General features: G+C 47.9%; 24 protein-coding genes and 2 tRNA genes. 9 read left to right on the top strand and 17 right to left on the bottom strand.

Annotation, left to right across the window (positions count from 1 at the left end; all coding sequences use genetic code 11):
• Positions 1–51: 51 nt before the first annotated feature.
• The 8 genes from ABV409_RS12600 to folE all read right to left on the bottom strand — a co-directional run bounded on the left by ABV409_RS12600 (position 52) and on the right by folE (position 7,222).
• Positions 52–1,506 carry a pyridoxal phosphate-dependent decarboxylase family protein gene (locus ABV409_RS12600; protein WP_353877946.1) on the bottom strand — a complete coding sequence of 485 codons (1,455 nt, stop codon included), beginning with the start codon at positions 1,504–1,506 and terminating at the stop codon, positions 52–54.
• Between the two features lie 20 nt (positions 1,507–1,526).
• On the bottom strand, positions 1,527–2,741 hold the full coding sequence (locus ABV409_RS12595) for an ATP-binding cassette domain-containing protein (protein WP_353877945.1): 1,215 nt from the start codon (positions 2,739–2,741) through the stop codon (positions 1,527–1,529).
• 5 nt (positions 2,742–2,746) lie between these two features.
• Positions 2,747–3,268, bottom strand: a complete 522-nt coding sequence (locus tag ABV409_RS12590; protein WP_353877944.1) for a GNAT family N-acetyltransferase — start codon at positions 3,266–3,268, stop codon at positions 2,747–2,749.
• Between the two features lie 17 nt (positions 3,269–3,285).
• Positions 3,286–3,774, bottom strand: a complete 489-nt coding sequence (locus ABV409_RS12585; RefSeq protein WP_353877943.1) for a DUF192 domain-containing protein — start codon at positions 3,772–3,774, stop codon at positions 3,286–3,288.
• Complete coding sequence (gene lgt / locus ABV409_RS12580) at positions 3,767–4,732, bottom strand: prolipoprotein diacylglyceryl transferase (RefSeq protein WP_353877942.1); 966 nt, start codon at positions 4,730–4,732, stop codon at positions 3,767–3,769. Before lgt ends, ABV409_RS12585 begins: the two co-directional genes overlap by 8 nt.
• A gap of 105 nt (positions 4,733–4,837) precedes the next feature.
• Positions 4,838–5,095 (bottom strand): membrane protein insertion efficiency factor YidD, encoded by a 258-nt coding sequence (gene yidD / locus ABV409_RS12575; RefSeq protein ID WP_353877941.1) that lies wholly within the window; start codon positions 5,093–5,095, stop codon positions 4,838–4,840.
• Positions 5,061–6,542 (bottom strand): cysteine--tRNA ligase, encoded by a 1,482-nt coding sequence (gene cysS, locus ABV409_RS12570; protein ID WP_353877940.1) that lies wholly within the window; start codon positions 6,540–6,542, stop codon positions 5,061–5,063. Before cysS ends, yidD begins: the two co-directional genes overlap by 35 nt.
• On the bottom strand, positions 6,542–7,222 hold the full coding sequence (gene folE / locus ABV409_RS12565; protein ID WP_353877939.1) for a GTP cyclohydrolase I FolE: 681 nt from the start codon (positions 7,220–7,222) through the stop codon (positions 6,542–6,544). Before folE ends, cysS begins: the two co-directional genes overlap by 1 nt.
• Positions 7,223–7,355: 133 nt before the next feature.
• On the opposite strand from folE, the gene ABV409_RS12560 reads away from it, so the two are divergent.
• Together ABV409_RS12560 and ABV409_RS12555 are read left to right on the top strand one after the other, a co-directional pair.
• Positions 7,356–9,158, top strand: a complete 1,803-nt coding sequence (locus ABV409_RS12560; RefSeq protein WP_353877938.1) for a T9SS type B sorting domain-containing protein — start codon at positions 7,356–7,358, stop codon at positions 9,156–9,158.
• A gap of 114 nt (positions 9,159–9,272) precedes the next feature.
• Positions 9,273–10,724, top strand: a complete 1,452-nt coding sequence (locus ABV409_RS12555; protein WP_353877937.1) for a T9SS type B sorting domain-containing protein — start codon at positions 9,273–9,275, stop codon at positions 10,722–10,724.
• A 49-nt stretch (positions 10,725–10,773) separates the two neighbouring features.
• Here ABV409_RS12555 and ABV409_RS12550 read toward each other — a convergent pair whose 3' ends face one another.
• Together ABV409_RS12550 and ABV409_RS12545 are read right to left on the bottom strand one after the other, a co-directional pair.
• Positions 10,774–12,273: an OmpP1/FadL family transporter gene (locus ABV409_RS12550; protein ID WP_353877936.1), complete on the bottom strand. Its 1,500-nt coding sequence runs from the start codon at positions 12,271–12,273 to the stop codon at positions 10,774–10,776.
• 33 nt (positions 12,274–12,306) lie between these two features.
• On the bottom strand, positions 12,307–13,641 hold the full coding sequence (locus ABV409_RS12545) for a hypothetical protein (RefSeq protein ID WP_353877935.1): 1,335 nt from the start codon (positions 13,639–13,641) through the stop codon (positions 12,307–12,309).
• A gap of 95 nt (positions 13,642–13,736) precedes the next feature.
• Between ABV409_RS12545 and proS the strand changes: the two genes are divergently transcribed.
• The 4 genes from proS (at position 13,737) to rpsT (ending at position 15,730) form a co-directional block, all read left to right on the top strand.
• Positions 13,737–15,212, top strand: coding sequence for a proline--tRNA ligase (proS, locus tag ABV409_RS12540; protein ID WP_353877934.1), 1,476 nt, complete (start codon positions 13,737–13,739; stop codon positions 15,210–15,212).
• A gap of 78 nt (positions 15,213–15,290) precedes the next feature.
• A tRNA-Glu gene (locus ABV409_RS12535) sits at positions 15,291–15,362 on the top strand.
• Between the two features lie 27 nt (positions 15,363–15,389).
• Positions 15,390–15,461 (top strand) — tRNA-Glu (locus ABV409_RS12530).
• Positions 15,462–15,478: 17 nt separating this feature from the next.
• A complete protein-coding gene (gene rpsT / locus ABV409_RS12525) occupies positions 15,479–15,730 on the top strand; it encodes a 30S ribosomal protein S20 (protein WP_353877933.1) in 252 nt (83 codons plus the stop codon).
• A 76-nt stretch (positions 15,731–15,806) separates the two neighbouring features.
• Here the strand turns inward: rpsT and ABV409_RS12520 are convergent, their stop codons facing one another.
• The 5 genes from ABV409_RS12520 to rho all read right to left on the bottom strand — a co-directional run bounded on the left by ABV409_RS12520 (position 15,807) and on the right by rho (position 21,824).
• Positions 15,807–17,903 (bottom strand): LruC domain-containing protein, encoded by a 2,097-nt coding sequence (locus ABV409_RS12520; RefSeq protein WP_353877932.1) that lies wholly within the window; start codon positions 17,901–17,903, stop codon positions 15,807–15,809.
• Between the two features lie 224 nt (positions 17,904–18,127).
• A complete protein-coding gene (locus ABV409_RS12515; protein WP_353877931.1) occupies positions 18,128–18,787 on the bottom strand; it encodes a hypothetical protein in 660 nt (219 codons plus the stop codon).
• 10 nt (positions 18,788–18,797) lie between these two features.
• Positions 18,798–19,469 (bottom strand): hypothetical protein, encoded by a 672-nt coding sequence (locus ABV409_RS12510; RefSeq protein WP_353877930.1) that lies wholly within the window; start codon positions 19,467–19,469, stop codon positions 18,798–18,800.
• A 15-nt stretch (positions 19,470–19,484) separates the two neighbouring features.
• Positions 19,485–20,120 carry a hypothetical protein gene (locus ABV409_RS12505; RefSeq protein ID WP_353877929.1) on the bottom strand — a complete coding sequence of 212 codons (636 nt, stop codon included), beginning with the start codon at positions 20,118–20,120 and terminating at the stop codon, positions 19,485–19,487.
• 138 nt (positions 20,121–20,258) lie between these two features.
• Positions 20,259–21,824 carry a transcription termination factor Rho gene (rho, locus tag ABV409_RS12500; RefSeq protein ID WP_353877928.1) on the bottom strand — a complete coding sequence of 522 codons (1,566 nt, stop codon included), beginning with the start codon at positions 21,822–21,824 and terminating at the stop codon, positions 20,259–20,261.
• Positions 21,825–22,008: 184 nt separating this feature from the next.
• On the opposite strand from rho, the gene ABV409_RS12495 reads away from it, so the two are divergent.
• Positions 22,009–22,419 carry a DUF4293 domain-containing protein gene (locus tag ABV409_RS12495; RefSeq protein WP_353878176.1) on the top strand — a complete coding sequence of 137 codons (411 nt, stop codon included), beginning with the start codon at positions 22,009–22,011 and terminating at the stop codon, positions 22,417–22,419.
• A gap of 60 nt (positions 22,420–22,479) precedes the next feature.
• Here ABV409_RS12495 and ABV409_RS12490 read toward each other — a convergent pair whose 3' ends face one another.
• A complete protein-coding gene (locus ABV409_RS12490) occupies positions 22,480–23,424 on the bottom strand; it encodes an MBL fold metallo-hydrolase (protein ID WP_353877927.1) in 945 nt (314 codons plus the stop codon).
• Complete coding sequence (locus tag ABV409_RS12485) at positions 23,424–23,921, bottom strand: metallophosphoesterase family protein (protein WP_353877926.1); 498 nt, start codon at positions 23,919–23,921, stop codon at positions 23,424–23,426. The genes ABV409_RS12490 and ABV409_RS12485 overlap by 1 nt, the downstream gene beginning before the upstream one ends.
• An 88-nt stretch (positions 23,922–24,009) precedes the next feature.
• Here ABV409_RS12485 and truA point away from each other — a divergent pair, with 88 nt between their 5' ends.
• Both truA and ABV409_RS12475 read left to right on the top strand, forming a co-directional pair.
• Positions 24,010–24,753 carry a tRNA pseudouridine(38-40) synthase TruA gene (gene truA / locus ABV409_RS12480; RefSeq protein WP_353877925.1) on the top strand — a complete coding sequence of 248 codons (744 nt, stop codon included), beginning with the start codon at positions 24,010–24,012 and terminating at the stop codon, positions 24,751–24,753.
• Positions 24,750–26,522 carry an ABC transporter ATP-binding protein gene (locus tag ABV409_RS12475; protein ID WP_353877924.1) on the top strand — a complete coding sequence of 591 codons (1,773 nt, stop codon included), beginning with the start codon at positions 24,750–24,752 and terminating at the stop codon, positions 26,520–26,522. Before truA ends, ABV409_RS12475 begins: the two co-directional genes overlap by 4 nt.
• Positions 26,523–26,525 lie beyond the last annotated feature (3 nt).

Below are 26,525 nucleotides of genomic sequence, written 5' to 3'. Positions count from 1 at the left end.
AAAGCCGCTTTAAAGCGGCTTTTTTGTTTCTATCAGGGATGCCCCTCCGGTTTAGGAAGCCTTTTGATTCAGATTTTGGGCGACATCCCGTATGACTTCCAATAAGTAGTCCGAGGTCTGTTCCGTTTTACGGTGGTTGATCAAGCAGGCGCGAATGGCATAGGTGCCCTTTAGATCCGTCCCCATAATAAAGACCCTGCCGTCTTTTTCGAGTGCGGGCATCAAGGCTTTATTGAATTGGGTAATGGCCTTTTCACCTTCCAGACCTTCGATATAGCGAAAGCAGGATACGGCCAACTTTGAATCGGCCACCAATTCGAAATCACTTGATTCGTTCACCTTGCGGTTTAAGTAATCGGTCAGGTCGATGTCTTTCTGTATCATCGCTTTGAGCCGCTCCATACCATAAGCCTTGATCGACATCCAAACTTTGAAGGCTTTGGCATTTCGCGACAGTTGGAAATAATGCTCGTTATATTCCAAGCGATTGCCATCATCGGCAAGCTCGGTATCGAGATAGGCTGCTTTTTTGAAGTAGGTGCGTTTGAGTTTGTCCCAGCTGCGCACCAAAGTGCAACCCCCTTCAAAGGGTTGGTACAGCCATTTATGGAAGTCGATCGCGATCGAATCGGCACGCCCCATGCCTTTGTATTCGGCCCGTAGTGAGTCGAGAATACCCGCCAAAGCACCGTAGGCGCCATCGATATGGTACCACAGCCCATATTTTTCCGAAAGGTCGGCCAAGGCATCCAGATCATCGATCGCCCCGGTATTCACCGTACCCGCGTTGCCTATGATACAAAATGGTTGTAAGCCGTTGGCCCTATCGAGTTGGATCTGCTTTTCAAGAATAGCAAGATCGATTTGGTAGCCTGCATTGGTCGGTATTTTTCTCAAATAGTCACTGCCTATCCCTAGGAGCTCGACACTTTTGTCGACACAGCTGTGCACTTCTTGGGAAGCATAAACGACGAATGGTTTTTGACCGAACAACCCGGTCTTGCGAATGCCTGAATTCTCGAAATGGATATTTCGGCCAACTGTCAAACCGGTGAGATTGGCCGCCGATCCCCCGCTGACCAAAACTCCGCCTGAATCTTGCGGAAACCCTAAAAGTTCGGCGGTCCATGCCACCACCCTTTTCTCAATTTCGTTCATGGCGGGTGCCAGGTGCCATTTGGTCTGGTTTTGATTGATGGTCGTGGCCAATTTCTCCGCTAAGATGGCTACTTGGTTGCCTCCTGACATGACATAGGCATACATGTGCGGGCCCAGGTTTCCCGTGGCCGTATCCAAAACCTTTTCTTCGACGAATTCCAAAAGTTCGGAGACGTCCATTCCTTTTTCGGGTAGTGGTTCCATGAACCACCCTTCCACTTCCGATTGGGAATGGTCATGATATCCCTTTTGCGAATCAAGGGTTTCGAATTGCCTTAGTACCATGGAATTGGTGTGGTTCAAAAGCGACTCAAAAGCTTCGTTTGAAAGATCTAAACTATCGTTCATTGGTAGCGAAAAATGTTTCGCTAAAGGTACGTGATTTTACCCATCGACCCTGATTCGGTCGGCACCAATTCCATTTGTTGTTTTGGAACAAGACCGGGCTCTTCGTGATGGGTAACGAACAGCACACAAGAATTGCTTTGATGGGCATACTGGTTGACCAATTCGACGAAAAAGGCCGCACTTCGGTCGTCAAGTCCGATGGTCGGTTCATCCAAAAGGAGCAAAGGGGGGTGTTTGATCATTGCCCTGGCGGTCATGAGCAATCGCTGTTGTCCCATACTCAAATTCTTGAATGGTTTGTTTGGGATAGCAAGCAGTTCGAGCCATGCCCGGGCCAATCGTTTAGCTTCATCGGAAGGACGGAGATAGAGGCCTACCGAATCATACAGACCCGAGATGAGCATATGCTCCGCATAGCTATAACCATTGAATCTTTGGATCATGGCCGGCGTGAAATATCCGAGCTGTTCCTTGATGTCCCAAACACTTTCGCCACTGCCTTTTCTTTTTCCAAAAAGCCGTAGGTCTTGACCATACCCTTTATGACTGTCGCCGGTGATCAATTGGATCAGGGTAGACTTACCACTTCCGTTGGGTCCTTTCAATTGCCAGAACTCACCTGCCCGTAGGCACCAATCGATACCATGGAGTACTTGTTTGTCATGGAAGGATACGTTCACACCCTTGAATTCGACTAAGGGATCGTGTTGCGGATGCCAGGGTTCAAGTGGTCTGGGAATATCCGTTATGACGTGGGGTACATCATTCACCCTTTGCGAATCGTGATGGGTTTTGAATTGCCCATCCGAATAGTGGTAATGTGCTCCTTGGAGGTCTAAAAATTCGTTGGTTCTTGTAGATAAATGGAAAAGGCTGCAATGGGCCGCGGTATGTTTCAAAAGTTCCTTGAGGGCTTTTTGGGAAGCGGTATCCAGATTTTCAAAGGGATTGACCAAGACAAGGTAATCGGGTGCCTGATCCATCAAATATCGCAACAAGGCCTTTTTTTGTTCCCCGCTGCTCATGCTCGCCAAGGACTGTTCGCTTTCCGGCATCAAAACCCGCTGCTCATGGCGTTCTTCTTTTTCAATGAAGCCTTTTAGTGTTGTGTGGGAAAAAAGAAAACCAAGGGCGTTGTCTGGCAAATCGAAGCCAAATCGATTCGGGTCTGCAAGCAATTGCCGTGCTAGGCCATTGGGGTCGGTTGCGGTGCGATAGCTGATTTTAATGTACATCGGGTTCATTGATGTACCCTAAAGATATGAACTGGATTGGCTTTGTAGGTAGTTTGTTTCTCGAGAAGCATGCCATTTTTCAAGGCTACTTTTCGCGAAGGGAGGTTGTCGATATGGATGATCGAAATCAACGAATCCGCTAAACGATGATCAAAGGCGAATTGTTTGCAGGCCCTTGCGGCTTCAAAAGCATAACCTTGTTTCCAGTAATTCGGTAAGACCGAATAGCCGATTTCCAATTCCTGTATGCCATCGACTTCTTGGATCAAAAGCCCGCAGAGGCCAATGAGCGTATTCGTGTTTTTGTGGATCAATGCGTTCATCCCACCCAATTGAAGTTCATACCGCTCGAAGATACGATCGAACTGTTGTTGGCAAGCGGTCTCAGGAGCTGGAGGAATCCCCTCCCAATATCGCGTGGATTCGGGATTTTGATAAAACGGAAGCCAGGCCGCAAAATCAGTGGGTTCGACCTTGCGATACCGTAGCCGTTCGCTTTCGTGCTCGTGGAGTAGGTAGTCGCTCATTGTTTTTGGGTTTCGGCCTACTGGCGCTTGAAAGAAACGCGGTCTCCGATGGCCAGTCCCAATTGGGAGCTCAGTCCGCCGTTGATTTCCAACACATATTTGATGGGCTCCACTGACGAAAGTCCGGCTTCGTTATACGGTTCGGTGTTTTCTTGCATACTCACGATGGTCATTCCTTCATTAATAAACAGGATATCCAACGGAAACTGGGTGTTCTTCATGTAGAAAGAATGCACGGCCACATCAGGAAAAATGAACAACATAGCTTCTACGTTCCGCATCGATTCGCGGTACATCAATCCGGTCTGTGTCTCATATTCCGACTCGGCGATTTCAATGGCGAAGGTCGTCCTTAGCGAATCCCCGGGCATTGCGAACACCTGAAGTTCCCCTTCTTTGGTAAAGGTGATCGCTTCGGTTTTCAAGGCCGATTTGGGTTCCGATTTACAGGCGCCGAAAAGGAATAGGATACCGAAAAAGGCTCCGATGGCTTTTGGGTTACGCATGGTTGGTATCGCTAGGTCTGAACATCAAATACAAGCCCAATAATACGAAGGGAATACTCAACCACTGACCGGTGCTAAAGGTGCCCCAAGTCTCTTCAAAACCGCCTTGGCTTTTCTTGTAATATTCCAATACGAAGCGTACCGTCCACATACTCACCATCCAGAATCCGAACAAAAACCCTGCTTTCGCTTTTTTGTTGGTGTTCTTATAAATGAAAAACATGGCGATAAAGATCAAAAAGTAACAGATGGCTTCATACAACTGTACCGGATGCCGGTACGGAATGGAATCGAGCACACTGGCGAAATCCGGATTGTTCTCAATGGCCTTATAGGCAGCACTAGCCGTTTTTTCCTTGGTCAATTGTAGGGCGCGATAGGCTGGCATATCATCGGAATCCCGAACGAATTTCACGGCAAAGGCAAAGGTTTTATCAACGATGTTGCCGTTGATCTCTGAGTTGAAAAAGTTTCCGACCCGAACAAGGCCGGCGCCCACCAAACTGGCCATGGTGACTCGGTCGAGCAACCAAAGAACGCCCATATCCTTATATTTTCTCGAGAACAGGAACAAACCGATGATACCCGCAATGGCGGCCCCATGGCTGGCCAAGCCCGTGAAGCCCGTGAACTCATAGCCGTTGATAAAGCCGAACAAACTGCCGTCATCGCTTTCCCGTATCGGCAAAAGAATCTCCAATAAATGGTTTTTGTAATAGGCCCAATCATAGAAAAACACATGGCCTAACCGTGCACCCAGCATGATCGAAACCACTCCGTAAACAAACAGCGAATCGAGCTTTTCGAGTGTTTTGTTCTCTTTTTTGAAGACCCACTTCATGACGTAAAAGCCGACCACAAAGGCCAAGATCCACATGAGGTTGTAATATTTGATCTGGAGGAATCCGATTTTAAATAGGGTATCGTCAGGATTCCATAGGATGGCGGAAAAAAACATGTATGCTATTTTGGGCTAAGATAAATAATAGAAGTAAGAACCCTTTGGATTTTGTAAGTAGATTTTGGTCGTATCCGGGTCAATGAAAGGGCGGTAATCCATGGATTAAGGAACAGGGTCATACCCCTTGCCACCCCATGGATGACAGCTTGAAATACGTTTGATGGCCAACCAGCCCCCTTTGAAAAGTCCGTGCTTGCGCAAGGCTTGAATGGTATAGGTCGAACAAGTAGGGGAGTAGCGGCAGGTAGCCGGGGTGTAGGGGGAAATAAGGTATTGATAGGCTTTGACCAAAAATATGAAGGGGGCAATGGCCCATTGCCTCCATTTAGTTGATGCTGTACGAGGTGCCTTCTTTTCCATCTTTAAGTTGTACGCCTAAGGCGTTCAATTCGTCCCTAATTTTATCAGAGGTGGCAAAGTCCTTATCCGCCCGGGCATTTTCGCGAAGATCGATGAGCAATTGCATCACACCGTCCAAAACATTTGAATCAGAGGCGGCTTCTTGCTGGTCTTCAAGCCCCAGTACCTCTACTACAAAGGCCTGCATGGCCTGTTGCAATAACAATAGGTCATCCGCGCTTATCGATGCTTTTCCTTCTTTGATCAAGTTGATTTGTTTGACAGCTTCGAACAATTGGGCAATCAATATCGGGGTATTGAAATCATCGTTCATGGCCTCATAGCATTTAGCTTTCCAAGCAGCGACGTCAAAATTGCCGGCCGAACCAGTTTTCAAACCGTCTAGGGTTTTGATGCCTTCCATAAGACGGTGGTACCCTTTTTCAGAGGCCAACAACGCATCGTTACTCAAATCGAGAATACTGGTGTAGTGGGCCTGCATCATGAAAAAGCGGACAACGGCAGGTGTAAATGCCTTGCTGAGTATGGTATTATCACCACTGAATATTTCGGATGGATAGATGTTATTATCGGTCGACTTCGACATCTTTTTCCCATTCAGGGTCAACATATTCGCATGCAGCCAATAATTCACCGGGGTCTTGCCATTGCAAGCCTCGGCTTGTGCGATTTCGCATTCGTGATGGGGGAACTTCAAATCCATACCCCCGCCGTGAATATCGAAATTCTCACCAAGGTATTTGGTGCTCATGGCCGTACATTCGAGATGCCACCCAGGAAAACCGTCGCCCCATGGTGATGGCCAGCGCATAATATGCTGCGGCTCCGCTTTTTTCCAGAGGGCAAAATCTTGGGGGTTCTTCTTTTCGTCTTGTGCGGCCAGCTCTCGCGTATTGGCGATCATGTCTTCGAGTTTCCTGCCGCTTAGCTTGCCGTAATCGTTTGACGCGTTGAACTTGACCACATCGAAATACACCGATCCATTGATTTCGTAGGCATAACCTTTATCCAAGATTTCCTTGATGATTTCGATCTGTTCGATGATATGGCCGGTAGCGGTAGGTTCGATACTGGGCGGCAAAAGGTTGAGCTTTTTGATGGTCTCATGAAAATCGACCGTATAACGTTGCACCACCTCCATGGGCTCGATTTGCTCCAATTTTGCTTTTTTGGCAATTTTATCCTCCCCATCATCAGCATCGTTTTCCAGGTGCCCGGCATCGGTAATGTTGCGAACATAACGCACCTTATAGCCCAAATGCTTCAAATACCTGAAGATCATATCGAACGACATAAAGGTGCGGCAGTTTCCGAGGTGCACGTTGCTGTAGACCGTTGGCCCACAGACATACATGCCGACATAGCCCTCCTCAATGGGTTTGAAAACTTCTTTTTTTCCGCTAAGTGAGTTGGAAACTTTTAAAACGTTGTTGGTGAACAAGTGCATTAAAATTCAGTATCGAGATTGATGTATTCCAAAAATTCCCTTCGTACCGCTTCCTCCTTGAATTTTCCACCGTATTCGGCGGTTACGGTACTGCTTTCGATATCACGTATCCCACGTGAATTGACACAAAGGTGTTTCGCATCGATAACGCAGGCCACATCTTCGGTACCTAGTACCGTTTGGAGCTCCTTGACGATCTGGATGTTCAATCGTTCCTGAACTTGCGGTCTTTTGGCGTAGTAATCAACGATCCGGTTCATTTTCGATAGGCCGACTACGGTACCGTTCGAGATATAGGCCACATGGGCCCTTCCTACGATGGGTAATAAATGGTGTTCACAGGTCGAATAAAGGGTGATGTTCTTTTCGACCAACATTTCGCCGTATTTGTACTTATTCTCGAAGGTCGAGGCTTTGGGTCGGCGATCGGGATGCAATCCCCCGAAAATCTCTTTCACGAACATTTTGGCGACCCGTTTAGGGGTCCCCATCAAACTATCGTCATCCAAATCCAGCCCTAAGGTGAGCATGATCTCTCGGACACTATCTTGTATTCTGGCGATTTTTTCATTGTCGTCCAATACAAAAGCATCTTCGCGCAAAGGCGTGTCGGATGAGGATCCGATATGGTCGTTTCCCCGCTCGTCGTACTGTTCTTCCAATGTTTCTTCGAATTTCATGGGTCGCTTGAATAAGGGCACAAAGATATACAATATGGCCTTATTAACATCTGAATTGGGGGCTTTGACAACATAAATTATTGTTAAGTAGGGCATCCACCTAATTTTATAAGTTACAAATCCATAGTCACTTATGTGCAAAACCGTGTTCGTTGTTTTCGTTGCGGCCTTTGTCGGCACTTTCGCCATGGCACAGGTTTCACCCGATTGCGTTTCGGCCATCCCGATCTGTGACAATACCCCCGTCAACGCCGGTACCGATGGCTACGGGGTCGATGATTTCAATGGTGCGTTTTCTTCGGGATGTTTGGAGCAGACGGCCACGGGTGCGATCGAATCGAATTCGGCCTGGTACCGATTTAGGACCGGTGCCTCCGGTCAATTGGGATTCAATATCGAACATCAAGACAATGAAGACTGGGATTTCGCCCTGTACTTGTCCGACGATTGCGATGACCTTGGTGAACCGGTACGCTGTAATTTCTTTGATAACCGCGATAGAAACTCCTATATCGGGGTCGGGGAAGATCCGACCGGGGCCAATTCGGTCCAGTACGAAGAATGGCTGATGGTCGAACCAGGGCAGGATTATTATTTGCTGATCAACAATTTTAGTAACATCAATTCAGGGTTTTCAATTCAATTCTCAGGCCAGATTTTCGTGACCAACCCCTACGACGCCTTGGATTGCTCGATAATCGATAACCTCCTTGGGCCACCGATCGCCGCTTGTGACGGCGATTTCGTGACGCTTGATGCAACTACCGAAGATGCCTTGGGGTATGCTTGGTTTGCAAATACCGGAAACGGATTCGAACCACTTCCTTCGGTTTCGCAAGCCACAATCGATGTGACTTCTGAGGCGGTTTACCGTGTACAAGTGAGCTTGCCCATGGGAACGACCTTGATCAGCGACGTTCAGGTATCCTTTACCCCAACACCGATAACCAACCCGATCGGCGATGTCACCAATTGCTATGAACTGAATGCTACTTTCGATCTTTCCGTTAAGGATGTTGAGGCTTTAGGTGCACAAAATGATGACGACTTTATGGTAAGTTACCATTTGACCTTGGCCGATGCCCAGAACGGATTGCTGCCGGTCGACAAGGATTTTCCGTTGTCATCGGGTTCCCAAACGATTTTTGTGCGAACGACATCAATGGCCAACCCGGATTGCTACGATGCCGGAGAACGATTTGAGATCCAGACGGTTTCAAGTCCGGTGATGGACTTTGAGACCGCCATCAGCATTTGTGATGATGGCAGTTCGGCGGTAATCGGCCCACAACAACAAGATCCGACTTTTACCTATGAATGGGATTCCGGTGAGACCACGCCTTCGATTACCGTAGATGAGGCAGGGAGTTATACCCTAACGGTAACGCACAGTGCCCATGGGGTCGAATGCAGCAGTCAACGCACTGTTGAGGTCTCCTATTCCTTGACCCCGGCCATCGCAAGGGTCAGGATCAACGACCTGCAATCGAACAATACGGTCACGATCGAGACCGACCAAGAAGGGGACTTCGAATACCGTCTTGATGAAGGTGTCTTTCAATCGGACAATACGTTTGAAGGGGTATTGCCCGGTACCCATCGGGTTACGGTACGTGACACCTTTGGTTGCGGGGAAGTGACCGATGAAATCGTCGTTGTCGGTTTTCTAAACCATTTTTCCCCCAATGGGGATGTAATGAACGAAAATTGGCATATCGAGGGACTCTCGTACCTACAGGATGCAGTGGTGACCATTTACGATAGGTATGGCCAACTGATTACCCAACTCACCGAATTCACTAGCGGTTGGGACGGTACCATGAACGGACAGCCCTTACCGGCAACCGATTATTGGTTCAAGATTTCATACGTCAACACGGACGGAAACCGGACTTATGCCAAATACCTTCAAAACCATTTTTCATTGCGACGCTAAAGTGCCTGGCGTGCATTTTATCGATTAATGGGCATATTTTTCCGATAAACGTATAATAAAGGTAGGGTTTCAAAAGTTATAGGTGTTATAACAAAGACAATTGCCCCAATAACCATGCGAACACTATTTTGCGCTTTCTGTTGTTTGTTCTTTACCTACTTTGCTACAAACGCCCAAAATTCCAATTCACCTGACTGTAGGACCGCCATACCGGTTTGTGCCGATGCTCCGATCATGGCATTCGCCGATGGCAATGGGGATATCGATGATTTCGATCCCGATGTGATCCGTCAGACCGGATGTTTGGAAAAAGGAAGTGTCTCTTCGGCCAATGTTGAGAACAACACCTCTTGGTTCGTGTTCCGTGCCGGAACCGATGGTCAAGTAGGTTTTGATATCCAGGCGCTACCGGCCACTGCTGGTGGACCAATAACCGCTGAGTGGGATTTTGCCTTGTATGGACCCGATTCCGATTGCGCGTCGATCAGTAACGGTACCGCCCAGCCCATCCGTTGTAACTACGAGGTCAACGATACCGACTATACCGGTATAGGGGTCAACCCTGAGAATGGCCAAGTGGGGGCACCCAACGTTACCGGAAGCCAGAATACCTATGATGAATATATCGATGTGATCGCAGGTGAGATCTATTACCTGTTGATCAACAACTTCAATACGAATTTTGACGGCAATCCGGAGCCCTTTATGCTCACTTTTACCGGAAACTCGGTGGATGCCGACCAAAATACCGCCTTGGATTGTACCCTTCGTGACGAGTTTTTGGGCTTGGATATCATCGCCTGTGAAGGCGATCCCGATATCGTGTTGAGTGCGCTGAATTCGCCTGCTGGTTCGGATATCGGAAGTATCGAATGGTCTGTGGATTACGATGACGATGGAACCATCGACGATATATTGACCGGATCTGGGCCATTTGGGGCCGAATTGGTAGTGGCCAGTCCGAATTCAGGACGGTACTTCGCTACGATCACAACGGCTTCAGGAACTCCCCCAACGGTACTGGACCCCGGCGGGATTTTGATTACCTTCTTCGGGATACCGGAACTGGATGAGGTTCGTATCATCGATGATTTCTTGAATAGCGACCAAACGGACCCCTACAATATCGAAATCGTCGCTTTGGGCGATGGGGATTATGAATATGCGATTAATGGTGGAGAGTTTCAAGACGATCCCGTCTTTTTGGATGTGCCTCCAGGAACCAATACCGTTATCATCAATGACAAGAACGGATGCGGTACCACCGAGCCCATTGAGTTCGTCGTTGTCGGATTTCCTAAGTTTTTTACCCCGAACGGCGACGGGATCCACGACAACTGGAATGTTTTGGGTATCGATCAATTGACCGACCCTGCCGTTTTCATCTTCGATCGTTTTGGTAAGTTGCTAAAGCAGTTGGATGAAACCGCCATAGGTTGGGATGGAACTTTCAATGGCCAAGACCTGCCTTCGTCGGATTATTGGTTCCGATTGGACTATTCCCGCGATGAAAGTGGGGTGGTCGTGGCCCGACAGGTACGACGGCATTTCTCCTTGGTACGCTAAAAAAAAAACCGGCGATCAGCCGGTCTCTTCTTTTTCTTTTCTACCTATTTCAGAACTTCAAGGTGTAGCTTAAACTCACATTGGTATTGGTGCGGTTTAGTTGTGCCGAATTCGTGACCCCAGAATCGAACAGCAATTCGTTGACATCCTGTTCAGTGCGGTTTACCGCCAAATCCAGACGGCTACCACCGAAATCGAAACCGATACCTCCTGAATAACCTTCAAGATCACCGATGGTACCCCCATCTTCGAACGGACTCTCCTCATAGCGGTATCCAGCGCGTAAGCTTACCCGATCGAAGCGGTATTCCCCACCGACACGATAGCTGTTTACCGCTCCCAATTGGTCGGCGATAGTTTGGTTCTCTAAGGTGAAACTGGGGTCTGTAGCAGGGCGCAATTCGGCTTGTGACATATCTTGGTAGCCATAATCAAAGCTTAGCAAGCCCTCTTTACCGAAAATCACGGCCACGCTGCCCGTCAATTTCGAAGGGGTCTTGATGCGATATTCATCGAAAAGGTTCACAATGTTGAAGTCTAGAAACCCGATATCATCATCGGCCAAATCGGTATTGATCCGTTGTGAGGTATCGTCGGTCAATTCATACCAGGTAGGAGACTGGTAACTCGCTCCGACACGCAGGTTGTCGTTCACTTTGGCAATGGCACCGAGGTTGAACGAAAAGCCGTTTCCTTCGGTATGCAAGAAGTTGTCGAAAGTGGTAAACTGTATTTCAGAGGTTGGGTCGTAGCCGCGCTCTTCGAACAAGGTCACGCGATCGTAAAAGACCGAGTGGAAGTTCAAAGACGCTCCGATATACAGGTTCTCTTGGTACTGTCCAGAGAAATTCATGGTGAATTTGCTGTTGTAGCCACTAGTACTCTGGATATAGGTTTGATCGACACTCGTATATTGGGCATTGCTGATGTAATCGGTATTGGTGTCGTCATTGGTCACCGGATCGATAACCCCACCGAAATAACCCAAGAAGGCTTGCTGGTCGGCAAACCCCTGTTGGGCACCGATCCGCAAATAGGCTTCTTCCAGAAACTCATTTTGCCCGATCAACAGATTGCCAAAGGGAACCCCTTGGGCAAAATTCAAAAAGTAATTGTCGATCCCTTGGGTAGAATTTCCTGAGGCAACGAATTCATTGTCGAAGTTCTCGGCCAGGTCATAATTGATGGCCAGGGCGATTTTCTTCCAAGGCGAGTTGTTCGATTTGAAAACGAAAACCCCTCCGGCCTGGTTCAACTCCAACGAATTCAGATCAGCGTTACGGGTACTGCTTCCATACAAGGCCTCGTTGTTCCGGTTGTAGTTCGAACCCGTGACCGTGAATTGGCTGTAATTGAATACTGCCGAACCCGCTGGGTTCACATTGATGGCCGACAGATCGCCCCCAAGGGCACCAAAAGCCCCGCCCATGGCTTGGAACCTTGCCGTTCCTTGTAGATCTTCCGTACTGTATCGAAGCACATCGTTGATGTTTTGGGCGCTTAGGCCCAGACATGACATGCCTATGATGAAAGCAAATACTTTTTTCATTTTCAAGAATTTATTCGGTAAATTAATTTGGATTTAGTTTCGTCTTCCTCCGCTGCTACGACCGCCACTGCGGGCTCCTGAAGATCGGCCTCCCGAGCTTCTGCCTGAACTCCTGAAGCTGCCTGAGCTTCTCGAACGACTGCCCGAACTTCTAAAGCTTCCACTGCTTCGTGAACTTCTTGACGGTGCGCTCCGATAGCTCCGTGAACTGTTGCTGCTACGAGAGCGGCTATACGAACTGGTTCGCGGCGCCGTGCGACCCGATGATTGGTAACTGCGGGTACTTCTTCCTGCTGATGAGCGGTAACCCGAGCTTCGATTCGCTGCGGATCCCCTGTTGTAGGAACTCCTTCCGGCCGCGCTGTTGTATGAACGTCCGCTACGCGAAGCTCCGTTATATCTCGGTATCGAACGTGTGCTGCGACTTTGTCGGTAATTGCGGTTTCTGGCAATGGCATCGGCACTGACCGAACGTCTTGCCGTCGAATTGCTTCGATAGCTTCGCGCACTGCGTGAGGTCGTACCCCTAGATATATTCGATCGACCGCTATTGGCCCGTGATCTGACCCGGGAATTCGTTGCGGTACGCCCATTGAGGTTCGATCGGCCGCGTAAGGCATTGCTGGCGATTGTTCCGTTTCTTCCGTAACCTCTACGTCCTCTGGTGAACCCGACATTTCGGTTGTAGTATCCGGCATAGCCTGCTCGACCGTAGCGTCCGCCCCAGCCCCAATAGCCGCCGGCATAACCCCAGCCTAAGCCGTAGCCACCCCAGCCCCATCGGTTCCAACGCCATGGGTTGTTCCAGCCCCAGCCGAAACCACCGCCCCAGCCCCAGCCGTTCCAGCCCCAACCATAGCCGTAGCCGCCCCAGCCCCAGCCGTTCCAACCCCAGCCATTCCAAAGCCAAGGATCGTTCCAGCCCCAGCCACCCCAGCCGCCCCAGCCAAAGCCTCCGTTGCCGTAGACATTGATGCTGACGCTGGTCGGGTTATCACCCCAACCCGGGTTGCCGGTATAGGTATTGTTGTCGGCGAAGTAATCGGTCTGTTCGCCCAAGATGCTATCGTTCTCGACGCCTCCGTAGTAATCGTCGACATCGGTAAAGATTTCAGAATCCAATATGTCACTGTATTCTTGTGCCTTTTGCCCAAAATATTCCCCATAGATATCGTCTTCGACCTGCTGCGTCCTGACGGCTTCGGCAGATCTTTTTTCAACACGTACTTCCCGTGTTCCGCTCGCATAGATGCCATCATCGTCATAATAGGAAGCCTGTTGGTAAGAACCACAGGAACCCATGAGGATCGCAATAAGGGCCAAGAAAGAAAAGGGGAGAAATTTTTGGCGGGGTAAAGTAAGGCTCATCTTCTAAAATTTATTGTTTGACAATGTAAAAAATAGTTAGTTTTACCGCACTATTTTGTCGAACAAGTCACAAGTTTTGTGCCAAACTGAATTTAATGGGTAAAAATTTAACAAGTAGGGCCGAAGATTATTCCAAATGGTACAATGAGTTGGTGATCAAGGCCGACTTGGCCGAAAACTCAGGGGTACGGGGCTGTATGGTCATCAAGCCTTACGGTTTTGCCATTTGGGAAAAGATGCAGGCAGGACTCGATAAGATGTTCAAGGATACCGGCCACCAAAATGCCTATTTCCCTTTGTTCATTCCCAAGTCGTACTTGAGTAAGGAGGCCAGCCATGTCGAAGGTTTTGCCAAAGAATGTGCGGTGGTCACCCATTACCGTTTGAAGAACGCGGAAGATGGCAGCGGTATCGTGGTCGATGAGTCGGCAAAACTGGAAGAAGAATTGATCGTTCGGCCGACGTCGGAGACCATCATTTGGGATACCTATCGAAAATGGATCCAGTCGTATCGAGACCTTCCCCTTCTACTGAACCAATGGGCCAATGTGGTGCGTTGGGAAATGCGGACACGCCTCTTTTTAAGAACAGCGGAGTTTTTATGGCAAGAAGGCCATACGGCACATGCGACGGAAAAAGAAGCCATCGAAGAAGCCGAAATGATCATGCACCTTTATGCTGATTTTGTTGAAAACCATATGGCGGTTCCGGTGATCAAGGGTACGAAAACCGAAAGTGAGCGTTTCGCCGGTGCGGTCGAAACGTATTGTATCGAAGCCTTGATGCAAGATGGGAAGGCCTTGCAAGCCGGTACCTCACACTTTTTAGGGCAGAATTTCGCCAAGGCCTTTGATGTAAAATTCGCTACCAAATCAGGTCAGCAAGAACATGTATGGGCCACATCATGGGGGGTATCTACCCGGTTGATGGGTGCCTTGATCATGACCCACAGCGATGATAACGGTCTGGTACTGCCACCGAAACTGGCCCCGATCCAAGTGGTCATCGTACCTATCTATAAGGGCATGGAGCAACTCGAAGCGATTTCGGAACGGGTCAAACCCCTAGTTGTCGAACTCCGTAAATTGGGCATATCGGTCAAATACGACGATCGCGATACCCATAAACCGGGCTTTAAGTTCAATGAGTATGAATTGAAAGGCGTTCCGGTCCGATTGGCCGTTGGGCAACGTGATTTGGCCAACGGAACCTTCGAGGTGGCCCGACGCGATACCTTGGAAAAACAGACCGTAGGAGCCGATGAGATCATCGACACGATAACCGGACTCTTGGAAGATATACAGCAAAACATCCATGACAAGGCCTTGACCTATCGTGATGCCCACATCACCAAGGTCGATAGCTATGAGGAATTCAAAGCACAGCTAGAAAAGAAAGGCGGATTTTTCGCGGCGCACTGGGATGGAACTACGGAAACCGAAGACAAGATTAAGGAAGAGACCAAGGCAACGATACGATGCATCCCCATCGATACGGACCAGGAAGCCGGAGCCTGCATGGTGACCGGAAAACCCTCACCTTATCGGGTTCTTTTCGCCAAAGCGTACTAAGGATTCCAAAAAATCAAAATAGCTATTGCAATACTTAAAAATAGTTGTATTTTTGCGTCCGCAATTATGCGACCTTATGGCCCGTTCGTCTAGGGGTTAGGACGCCAGGTTTTCATCCTGGTAACAGGGGTTCGATTCCCCTACGGGCTACAACGTATTGGAAGTTAATTTATTGACGGCCCGTTCGTCTAGGGGTTAGGACGCCAGGTTTTCATCCTGGTAACAGGGGTTCGATTCCCCTACGGGCTACTAACAAAGTAATTGAAATGGCAAATCATAAGTCAGCATTAAAGAGAATCAGAAGAAACGAGGCTGTTCGTCTACGTAACCGTTACCAACACAAAACGGTCCGTAACGCGATCAAGAAGCTTCGCAATGAAGAAGACAAGAAGGCAGCGGAAAAGCTTTTGCCTAGCGTTGTCGGAATGATCGATAAGTTGGCCAAGCGCAACATCATCCATTCGAACAAGGCTGCTAATTTGAAAAGCAAATTGATGAGCAAAGTGGCTGCTATGTAAGCTGATGATGCCCTAAAAAGATAAGGCCCTTCATATGAAGGGCCTTTTTTGTTTCTTCTTTATAGCAATTGCTTTTTTATTGACTGGCTTTCAAATTCCCGGCATTGCGATATCCGGCGTTGTCTTTATACCAGTCGTTGTATTGGGTGCCTCCCGAAGTGGCCCAGGTATTAAAGAAATTATAAGCCTGGTTGACGGGTACCCGTTCTTTCGGTACTTTAAAATCATGTACGATGTTGATGGCCCAAGGCAATCTCGAATCGGTTTGGTAGTTGCCATCGGGGTCTTGGTTAATGCCCTCGATATCGAGATTGTTTTCCCCAAGGGTGGTACGTAAGCGATTTGGCAGGTGGATTTCACGGCCACGATCCCTATTGACGATCAAGAAAGAGTTGAACGGCGCGATACCCAATTGAGCCACCGATAATGGTGTTGTAAACCGCACATCGACGCGACTGGGTACATTCAACATGGTCTCATTGTTATCGAACAAGATGACCACGGCCCGATCTTGGCCTTCTTCGACCCCATTGGCCGCCACATTGATATAGCCTTCGGTCAAAACCGTACCGGTCACCGATTCCACCTGGTTAGGGGCGATACTTTCGAATTCGATGCCAAAGGCATTGGTCAAGCCCGCACCATCGGAGGTTACTTCGAAGTGGATTTCCAACTGTACAGCTTCATTTTGGGCGTTCAAGATGGCCACGAAACGGTAGTTGATTGCCGTATCGTTAAAGTCGTAGTCCCCCATAAAGGGCCACAGGTCTTCAAAGGCGACCGTACCCCATCCGTACTTACTTGGGGTGAATTGCTCAAAGGCCTTTTCGGCATCCTCCGGGTATTCATCCTCACTGTCTTTAATACCATCCCCATCGGTATCGGGATCTTCGGCTTCTACGTCATTATAGGTGAAAGTGGTCAAATCGTTGATGGTTCGATTGAAATTGATACCTGAATCCGAATTGGGGCCGTAAATGTACTCCCATCCCCCGGTCACGGTATCCATAATGATCAAATCTGAACTTGAGCCGTTACTGGCCAACCACAGTTCACCATTGGAATCAAAGGTCATAGAGGTCGGGGTGAAGGGCAGGTTATCGGCACTGATCCGGGTGGCCTGATATACGTTGTTGTTGTCAAGGTCCAAACGGTACAAGCCCCCGAAACTACTCAAGAACAGGGTGCCGTCTTCGGCAAAGGCCAAATCGCCTCCGGCGGTCACGTCCAAGTTGTTGATATCCCATGTGGAAAGCACGGTGGCATTCGTTGGGTCGATGGTGTAGACTTTGGCTCCTGTTGAAAAATACAACAGGCCGTCTTCTTCACGAAAATCAAGACGAGGTCCACCCATGCCGACATTGCCTACGGTCGACCAGGAATCATTGATCATATCATAGCGCATCAGCGGATTGCCACTGTTCTTTCCAATGGAATACAGGAACATATTATCGTGGTCGATGGCAGCGGTGTAACTACCCAAAGGCATCGCGGCCAGATTCGTCAGGTTTCCATTCAACGGATTGACCGTAAACAATTGGCCCGAACCGTTGACACAGAAGAGCGAGTCGATTTTGATGGCTGAGTTTCTGGCATAAGAAAGTCGTCGTTGTGATTTGAAACGGGCCACTTCGGCTTGCCGTGCTTTGCCCGACATGTCGCTGTGGGTATAGGTAGCCGTTCCTCCAGCCATATCGATGATTTCGGAACTGAACACATTGCCTTCCTTTCGGCGCACGTACAGCTGTGTGTAGTACGAGGGTGTCGGTATGGTGTATACCAATTGGCCGCCGACCGGGCGCCCTGTAAAAAGGACTTGGTTCAATTCATCGGTATCGAATGAAAACTCGGTATCGGGTTCCCCCTCATCATTGGTCACGTTGCGCTCCGTAGGGTTGAATTGGGCGTTGTTATAGGCATAGACCGTATAAATCGCGTCCGGAGAAGCATCGTTGATCGTGATGGTCGTGTTCGTCGAAGTGGCGAATTCAAATCCTTCCGGAATTACCAAATTCACTATGGCCGACTCGTCAAAGTCATCTTCTTGGTCATCTTCCTCTTCTTGAACGGTGTCATCGACCACATCTTCGATGGTATCCTTGACACAGGCGTTCAACCCGATCAATACGACGAATAGGAACAGTGCTTTACAAACAAATTGGTGCTTTTTCATAGCTGTAGTTTTCCACAAAGTTGTGCGTACAACCTTGTTTTATAGGTTAATTATATATGGGACTCTATTAAGTATCGCTGAATTGCAGCATTGCTTCGATAAACCAACAATTCAGTAAAAACAACAACAAAAGAACGAATATTCTTACTTTATAATATATTTTACCGATGAACGGCAGGGTAATGTTGTGAAAATGGTCTGGGTTGTGGTGAAGTGGTGCGGACTTAGCGAAACGCGGCCCGTTTAGAAATGAAGAAGCCCAGGGTGAACGTACTATACATCACCGATATGACCCCCCAAAGCACCTGTCTTAGGTGGTAGTCCAAGAAAAAATCGACATTTAGGTATCCGTTTAGGATATAGAAAGGAAAGTAGAGGTTGAACAAAAAGAACCCTGCCCCAAAATAGACCATTAAGTTGTGTGAATTGGCGGCTCTACTGTATTTTGATAGTTCCGAAAAATGACACCCGATGACGATCACCATGGATATCGAACATAGAGTATCCGCATAGTACAGGTTTGAATGCAGGGGGTCTTGAAAAAAGAGGGATACCCCATAGGCCATTACCGTCATTGCCACCAGTCGTTTGAACCATGTAAGATGCTTCCGGTTTTTCAAAAGTTTGAAATACACCCAGAAAAGGTAGGCGTGGAAAATGATATGGTAAATATTGTAAATGATCACATTGTGCCAATGATAGGCCTCGTCTTCGAAGAACGAGAATTCTTCGAAATGCATGATGAAATAACCCAACAATTCATTGAAAAAAGTATAAGCGATAAAAATCGGGAACAAGCGCAAGGGGGTGTCGAAGAAACGTCGGTAAGTAACCATGGAGGCAATCAAAGCCAACGCGTAAAATCCTAAAAAGTACTGCCCCAAAATGATAAAATTAATGAAAGTTCCTTCTACTGCTCAACACAAAACCGATGCTGAACAATACGTACATAAGTACAATGAAAATTTTGTGTACGGTTCCTAAGTGAAGGATTTGATAAAGATCTTTGTTTAGAAAATTAAGTAAGAAGATGATGGGGAAAATGGAATAAAAACCGAACAACCCAATCGACACCCAGGTCATCAGATTGTACTTTTCGGTGCGCCATTGCCAATGGCTCCTTTTATCCAACCAATAAAATACGACACAGAGGGCCAAAACGAAGGATGCGAAACACAGGGCATAGAATAGGACCTTAACCAATGGATTGTAGATAAAGGCATTGACCAGGTAGAAAGCCAATGCCAATACCGACAAGATTTTGATCCATGATCTGTAGTTTTCGTTCTTCACTAGTTTCCAATAAACAAAGTAGAAAAAAGGAAAGAAAATCAAGGTGTATATGTTGTAAATCAGGTCATTGGCCGATTTGAATTTGGCAAAAAAGGCAAAATCGTCCGAAGTGCCGATGAGATACCCTAACAGTTCACTAAAAAAAGTATAGGCGATGATGATGGGAAAAAATCGCAAAACCGTATCGAAATATTTCCCGTAATACCGCACGGAGAACACCCAGGCAATCCCATAAACGATTAAAAAATAATTCCTTGATAAAAATTCAATCATGGATCAAGAGCGATTTTAAAAATCACCATTATTGGGAGGACAACAATGACCAAAATTCAAAACCAAACTCCCTCCGTTGTAGAGATTGGTGTTTAGGCTAGGAAACATAGAGGCCTCTGATTTAGGTTCGCTTTGACCATTGCCCTTTCCATGAAAATAAGTGGTCATCAATTGGGCCTGCCCTTCCTCATCGATGTAGATACCGCCGTATCCGGCCTTTGTTTGGGCCGCAGGTACGATGAATACGGTGTTATGCCGGTCATTTGCTCCGTCAACCTCACCATAATTCCCCAAATAAATGCGAAGGCTATCGATTTTTGCCCCACCTTTTTCCCCTTCTTGTTCTACATAGGCGATGTATTGTTTGACCACCTCCAAATCAAAGGAAACGAAACGGGTCGGTTCGAAGGCCTCGGCATCCGATTCTTGTTTGGTATTTTCGAAAGCTACGATGGCCTCGGTCCTTCGTTGCGAATAGTTGACGAACAAGGAGTCGGCCGCATCAAGATCGATGATTTCTTTTGGTCTTTCGATGGTTACGACTTGGGTAGAGGACGCTGCTTCGGATTCCGGTTTGGGTTGTTCTTGGCAAGCAAAAACCAGTAATGCGAGGCAAGCGCTGATAAATGGGATTCGGTTACTGTTTTTCATGATGTTTTCTTTAAATGAACTTCGATTTTTGGGGGATATCAGCTTAAAGATAGGGTTTTGTGGCAACACGATTAAAAAAAAACCCCAAGAGCGATGCCCTTGGGGTTTAAATCTATGCTTTGAGGGTTGTTGACTGACCTACTCGTTCATGGTCATCAAAAACTCTTCGTTATTTCGGGTCTGCTTCATACGTTGCTCCATGAACTCCATGGCTTCTACCGGGTTCATGTCGGCTAGGTATTTTCGCATGATCCACATCCGTTGAATGGTGGTCTCGTCCAACAAGAGGTCATCGCGTCGTGTCGATGAAGAGATCAAGTCAATGGCCGGGAAGATCCTACGGTTCGAAATTCGACGATCCAACTGCAGTTCCATATTACCGGTACCTTTGAATTCTTCGAAAATCACCTCGTCCATCTTAGAACCGGTTTCGGTCAAGGCCGTGGCGATGATCGATAAAGAGCCTCCGTTTTCGATTTTACGGGCCGCCCCGAAGAACCGTTTCGGTTTGTGCAAGGCGTTCGCATCGACCCCTCCTGATAATACTTTACCGGAAGCGGGTTGTACGGTGTTGTACGCTCGCGCCAAACGGGTGATCGAATCCAACAAGATAACCACATCATGACCGCATTCTACCAAGCGCTTGGCTTTTTCAATGACGATATTCGCTACCCGCACGTGCTCGGTCGCTTCTTTGTCAAAAGTTGAGGCCACGACTTCACCACGAACATTTCGTTGCATATCGGTCACCTCCTCCGGACGCTCATCGATCAAGAGAATGATCTGGTATACCTCGGGGTGGTTGGCCGCAATGGCATTCGCGATATCTTTCAACAACATGGTCTTACCCGTTTTGGGCTGGGCGACAATCATGCCCCGTTGGCCTTTACCAATAGGAGAGAACAAATCGATGATCCGGGTCGAGAGCGTGCTCTGGCGATCGGCCACATTGAATTTCTCTTTCGGGAAAAGGGGCGTCAAATGCTCAAAGGCCACACGGTCACGTACCACTTGGGGATCAAGACCGTTGATTTTGTTCACTTTGATCAGCGGGAAGTACTTTTCACCCTCCTTCGGGGGGCGGATGTTCCCAAGGACCGTATCTCCTGTCTTCAGGCCGAACAATCGGATCTGCGATTGGGACACGTAGATATCGTCAGGTGATGATAGGTAGTTGTAATCGGAAGAACGCAAGAACCCATAACCGTCTTGCATGATGTCGAGTACGCCTTCACTTTCGATGATGCTGTCGAACTCAAACTCAGGTTCTTTGTACCTGTTTTTAAGGTCTTTGTCAAAGTTGCTGTTCTTTTTGTCTTGGTTGTGGCGTTGGTTAGGGGTATTGTGCTTGCGGTTTTGATGTTTTTGTTGACCGTTTTGTTTGTGTTGGTCTTTTTTTTGACCCCCGTCTTTTTCTTTTTGTTGGGGGTTCGATTCCGCTTTCGGGGCGTGGCCCGTTTTCTTTTCAGGGGCCGGTGCCGCTTGACGCTCTTTTTGCGCCTTTGGTGCTTTGGGTGCCTTTGGTGCTTTGGGTGCTGCAGGAGCCGAAGAGATAACGGCCTTGGGGTTTGAAGCCTGAACATCCAAAATCTGATAGACCAAATCCAATTTTTTCATGGACTTGAATTTTGGGACGCTCAATTCTTTGGCAATCTCCTGCAATTCAGGAAGCTTCTTAGCTTTTAGATCTGAAATCTCAAACATTAAATAAGGGATACGTTAAACTTGAAAATCTTTGAAGTACGCTGTTATTTGGAATTACGGTGGGATGAACTCCCGGGGTAAGTGTCATGCTAATAACAGTACAATGATACAAATTATTTTTAAAGAAAGCAGCTTATTTGTCGAAAAGAGGCGTATTTTTGCTGCCCCTAGCGAGAAAAAGACAATGATTCAACGGATCCAATCGTTTTATTTGTTTTTGGTGCTGGTTTTGGCCGGTGTACTGCCTTTTTTCCTAAAGGTTTGGACCACCCCTGACGCAACTGCCGTGTATGCCGAAAGCCTCATGGTGGTATTGATCGCCTTTATGGTTTCGGCCGGGTTGGCGGTAATCAGTATCGCGCTGTATAAGAACAGGCAACATCAATTTGTTTTGAACAGGTTGAATATGATATTGAATCTTTTTTTACTAGGATTTTTCGTTTACCGGTCCCTAAACTTATCCGGAGAAACCGAAGTTTCTGAGAAGGGTATTGGGATGCTGATTCCTGTATTTTCTATCGTTTTTCTGGTTCTGGCCAACAGAGCCATCAAAAAGGATGAAGATCTTGTAAAATCTGTGGATCGTTTGCGTTGAACCTAACATCTTAGTAGTATTAGTGCGTAAAGCCCCGATGGAAACATCGGGGCTTTTACATTATAAATGGAAACGATCTCCGAATCGGGCTACTTGAAACCCCTTCTCCCTGACGGTCCGCGAGGCTTCGCTATTGGCGTCCAACAAGGGGTTGGTGTGGTTTAGGTGGATGAAATGGATCTTGGCCCGTTCTTCAGGCGATAGTTGTTCGAACAGGGCCATGCTTTCAATGACGAAAGGATGGGGAATCTCAGAGATATCACGATGGTTGATTTCTTCGCCATCGTAAAAGGTCGCGTCCAAAAACGCAAAATCGACCTTGGCGATTTCAGCGATGATCTGCTTGTCCCATTTGCCCCACTTATCGATATCAGGAATGAAAAGTGCCGTTTTGTTCGGGCCGCTGATCTTGAATCCGACCGTTTCGGAATATTCGTCACGATGGGGTACCAAAAAGGGGGTCACCTCCAGTCCCGGGCCAAGGGATACCGTTGTTTCGTTCCGCAATGGTCTAAGTGCGATATTGCCCAATTTCACCAGCTGGTCCCATGGGCCATTGTTCGTTAAAAAAGCCGCCATTTTGGGCATGGCATATACCGGGGCACCTTTAGCCCCTAGGGCTTCCCTCCCAAAATACATGAGGCCTGAATAATGGCCGATATGGGCATGGGTCAAAAATATGCCGTCAGGGACTTCATGGGGTACCGCACTTTTGGTGCGCAACATGCGCAGTTGTTCGGGTAGGTCGGGAGTCGCATCAAAGAGATAGGTTTTGCCCTGGGCGGAATTATAAAGGCCTAAAGACACCACTTTGCGCGTGGTATCGGGTGTTTCGAACAACGAACTGCAGCAGCTTTTTTCACACCCGACATGTGGACTGCCGGCATCCTGTACCGTGCCCAATACGATGATTGAAGCCCCGGTTTCCTGACCCCAAAGTGATAAACCCGACCAAAAAAAGGCCATTAGGGCCACCCTAAAAAAGATGTTGTTCGTGCGTTGCATTATCGTGTTCCGAGCTCTACGACCTCTAAATTATCTATTTTTTTCCCGTCTATGGTGAACCGAAGCATGGTACGTATGCGATGGAACCCTTGCTTGCCACAGGCCCCGGGGTTCATATGCAGCAGGTCAAGGGCCTTGTCGTTCATTACCTTAAGAATGTGCGAGTGTCCGCAGATGAAGAGTTGGGGCGGGTTGTTTTTGATTTCGGCGCGGGTCCGTCCGTTGTATTTTGGAGGGTACCCCCCGATATGGGTGATCCAAACATCAACGGATTCGCAAAAAAAGCGTTGGTGTTCCGGGAATTCCATTTGAACACGATGGTCATCGATGTTGCCATAGACCGCTTTTAGCGGTTTTCCCTCGGCCAAAATACGATCGGTGACCGAAAGATCCCCGATGTCGCCAGCATGCCAAACCTCATCGGCCAAGGCTACGTATTTGAGTATGGCGTTATCGATATGGCCATGGGTGTCGGAAAGCAAAAGGATTTTCGTCACTACGCTAAAAATTTCCTAAAATGTCTGGTTTCGCAAGGCGTTGTTGCGCTTTAAAGTATCTTTAGAAACTCAAAAATAGCTGATTCGCTTGAGATATTTCATCCAGCTTTCGTATTTCGGAAAAGCCTACCACGGCTGGCAAAACCAACCCAATGCCATTTCGGTGCAGCAGGTACTTGAAACGGCTCTTGGCACCTTGTTGCGTACCGAAATCGCCATCGTAGGGGCGGGTCGTACCGATGCCGGGGTGCACGCAAAGTGCATGTATGCCCATTTCGACCATAGTACCATAGCTGACCATGATCACTTGATCCATCGACTCAATGCCCTTTTGCCTGAGGATATCGCCGTACAAGCGCTTCGAAAAATGAACGAAGGGGCCCATGCCCGGTTCGATGCGGTTGAACGTACTTACGAATATTGGATCAGCCTGGGCAAAGATCCTTTCTTTACCGATCACGCCCATGTGATCCACCGCCCTTTGGATGTGGATGCGATGAATCAAGCGGCGGCATTGCTCCTGGAATATGACGATTTCGAGTGTTTTTCCAAATCGAATACCGATGTAAAGACCTTTATCTGTTCGGTACGTCACGCCGAATGGGAGTTTAAGAACGGACTTTTGGTATTCACCATCAAGGCCGATCGGTTTTTACGCAATATGGTCCGCGCCATCGTCGGTTCGCTCTTGGAAGTCGGATTGGGGAAAATCGAGGTCGAAGCCGTCCGATCGATCATTGAAAGCAAAGACCGTGGCCAAGCAGGGGCCTCCGTGCCCGCAAAAGGCTTATATTTAACAGACGTGCGATATCCAGAAACCATATTTGAATGAGTGAGGAAAAAGAAATAGGCAAAGCGTTTGACTTCAAGCTGTTCACACGGGTATTCCGCTACACCAAACCCTATCGAAAGATCTTTTGGTTGGTGGCTTTCGTTGCGATTTTTCTAGCCGCTTTTGCCGTGTTGACGCCCGTGTTGGTCCGTGAGATCATCAACAAAGCCTTGACCGAACGTGATCTCGATCTATTGACCGTCACCGTTTGGATCATGGCGGCGGTGCTTTTCGGTCAGGTGTTGTGTCAGTTGACCTTCAATTACTTCGCGAATTTGTTGGGTGAATCGGTCATTAAGGATTTACGCGTCAAGTTGTTCGAAAAAATGATGGCCTTCAAGATGACCTATTTCGACAATTCGTCCATTGGGGTCTTGGTGACCCGCGCCGTTGCCGATATGCAACGGATCGGTGAGATATTCAGCCAAGGGTTTTTCGTAATCGTTTCCGACCTTTTGAAAATGTTGGCCGGGGCTGGGGTGATGATCGTCATCAATTGGAAATTGGCCTTGATCGTTTTTGCCATCCTTCCGATTATTTTGATCGCCACCCGCTTGTTCCAACGCGCTATGAAAGTAGCCTTTGTCGAAGTGCGCACCCAAGTCGCTAATTTGAATTCCTTTGTACAGGAACGGATTGCGGGTATGAAAGTGGTGCAGCTATTCAATCGGGAAGCCATTGAAAAGGAAAAGTTCAGGGAAATCAACGAGAAACACCAGAACGCATGGCTCAAAACCGTTTGGTACAATTCGATTTTCTTCCCGATCGCTGAAATTTCCTATTCCATCGGAATCGGCTTGGTCGTGTATTTCGGGGTCATACAAAACATCAACGATGTCGGCTTGAACGATACCGGATCGATATTCGCTTTCTTTTTTCTGATGGATTTGTTGTTTCGTCCGCTTCGCCAAATCGCCGATAAATTCAATACGCTGCAAATGGGTATGGTGGCCGCAAACCGGGTCTTTACCATTTTGGATACGGATAGCCATATCCCCGATACCGGGTCATTGGAACAGGAAACGATCAAAGGGACCCTGGCTTTTGAAGAAGTTCATTTCAGTTATATCCCTGAAGAGCCGGTATTGCATGGAATTTCCTTCGAGGTCAATGCCGGTGAAACCGTGGCCATCGTTGGGGCGACGGGTGCGGGCAAGTCAACCATCATCAATTTGCTCAACCGTTTTTATGAGATCGATTCGGGCAACATCCGAATTGATGGAATCGATATCAAGGAATTTACCTTGCGATCCTTGCGCTCCCATATCGCGGTGGTTTTGCAAGACGTCTTTCTGTTTGCCGATACCATTGCGAACAACATCTCACTGCAAGAAAGTTCGGTAAGCGAATCGCGAATCGAAGAGGCCGCCAAGGAAATCGGGGTGCACGAATTCATCTCCAGTCTGCCCAATGGCTATCAATACAATGTAAAGGAACGGGGTACCATGCTGTCTAGCGGCCAACGACAACTCATCGCTTTTTTACGGGCCTATGTTAGCCAACCGAGTATTTTGGTGCTTGATGAAGCCACTTCATCGGTCGATACCTATTCAGAGCAGTTGATTCAACAGGCTACGGCCAAGATCACCGAAGGACGTACTTCGATCATCATCGCACATCGCTTGGCGACGATCAAAAAGGCGGATAAGATCATTGTCATGGACGCCGGTAAGATCGTGGAAGTGGGCAGCCATACCGAATTGTTGGCCAAGGACGGTTACTACAGTGACCTTTATGAGGCGCAATTCATGGCCGAAGAGGTGGCCTAGCAA

Source organism: Flagellimonas algarum (assembly GCF_040513375.1).
Classification (GTDB): Bacteria; Bacteroidota; Bacteroidia; order Flavobacteriales; family Flavobacteriaceae; genus Flagellimonas_B; species Flagellimonas_B algarum.
This window is presented reverse-complemented; position numbering and strand designations above follow the sequence as displayed.

Coding starts and splice junctions, on each gene's coding strand:
- ABV409_RS12600 (WP_353877946.1), bottom strand. CDS start 1,506: ATGAACGATAGTTTAGATCTTTCAAACGAAGCTTTTGAGTCGCTTTTG.
- ABV409_RS12595 (WP_353877945.1), bottom strand. CDS start 2,741: ATGTACATTAAAATCAGCTATCGCACCGCAACCGACCCCAATGGCCTA.
- ABV409_RS12590 (WP_353877944.1), bottom strand. CDS start 3,268: ATGAGCGACTACCTACTCCACGAGCACGAAAGCGAACGGCTACGGTAT.
- ABV409_RS12585 (WP_353877943.1), bottom strand. CDS start 3,774: ATGCGTAACCCAAAAGCCATCGGAGCCTTTTTCGGTATCCTATTCCTT.
- lgt (WP_353877942.1), bottom strand. CDS start 4,732: ATGTTTTTTTCCGCCATCCTATGGAATCCTGACGATACCCTATTTAAA.
- yidD (WP_353877941.1), bottom strand. CDS start 5,095: ATGGAAAAGAAGGCACCTCGTACAGCATCAACTAAATGGAGGCAATGG.
- cysS (WP_353877940.1), bottom strand. CDS start 6,542: ATGCACTTGTTCACCAACAACGTTTTAAAAGTTTCCAACTCACTTAGC.
- folE (WP_353877939.1), bottom strand. CDS start 7,222: ATGAAATTCGAAGAAACATTGGAAGAACAGTACGACGAGCGGGGAAAC.
- ABV409_RS12560 (WP_353877938.1), top strand. CDS start 7,356: ATGTGCAAAACCGTGTTCGTTGTTTTCGTTGCGGCCTTTGTCGGCACT.
- ABV409_RS12555 (WP_353877937.1), top strand. CDS start 9,273: ATGCGAACACTATTTTGCGCTTTCTGTTGTTTGTTCTTTACCTACTTT.
- ABV409_RS12550 (WP_353877936.1), bottom strand. CDS start 12,273: ATGAAAAAAGTATTTGCTTTCATCATAGGCATGTCATGTCTGGGCCTA.
- ABV409_RS12545 (WP_353877935.1), bottom strand. CDS start 13,641: ATGAGCCTTACTTTACCCCGCCAAAAATTTCTCCCCTTTTCTTTCTTG.
- proS (WP_353877934.1), top strand. CDS start 13,737: ATGGGTAAAAATTTAACAAGTAGGGCCGAAGATTATTCCAAATGGTAC.
- rpsT (WP_353877933.1), top strand. CDS start 15,479: ATGGCAAATCATAAGTCAGCATTAAAGAGAATCAGAAGAAACGAGGCT.
- ABV409_RS12520 (WP_353877932.1), bottom strand. CDS start 17,903: ATGAAAAAGCACCAATTTGTTTGTAAAGCACTGTTCCTATTCGTCGTA.
- ABV409_RS12510 (WP_353877930.1), bottom strand. CDS start 19,469: ATGATTGAATTTTTATCAAGGAATTATTTTTTAATCGTTTATGGGATT.
- ABV409_RS12505 (WP_353877929.1), bottom strand. CDS start 20,120: ATGAAAAACAGTAACCGAATCCCATTTATCAGCGCTTGCCTCGCATTA.
- rho (WP_353877928.1), bottom strand. CDS start 21,824: ATGTTTGAGATTTCAGATCTAAAAGCTAAGAAGCTTCCTGAATTGCAG.
- ABV409_RS12495 (WP_353878176.1), top strand. CDS start 22,009: ATGATTCAACGGATCCAATCGTTTTATTTGTTTTTGGTGCTGGTTTTG.
- ABV409_RS12490 (WP_353877927.1), bottom strand. CDS start 23,424: ATGCAACGCACGAACAACATCTTTTTTAGGGTGGCCCTAATGGCCTTT.
- ABV409_RS12475 (WP_353877924.1), top strand. CDS start 24,750: ATGAGTGAGGAAAAAGAAATAGGCAAAGCGTTTGACTTCAAGCTGTTC.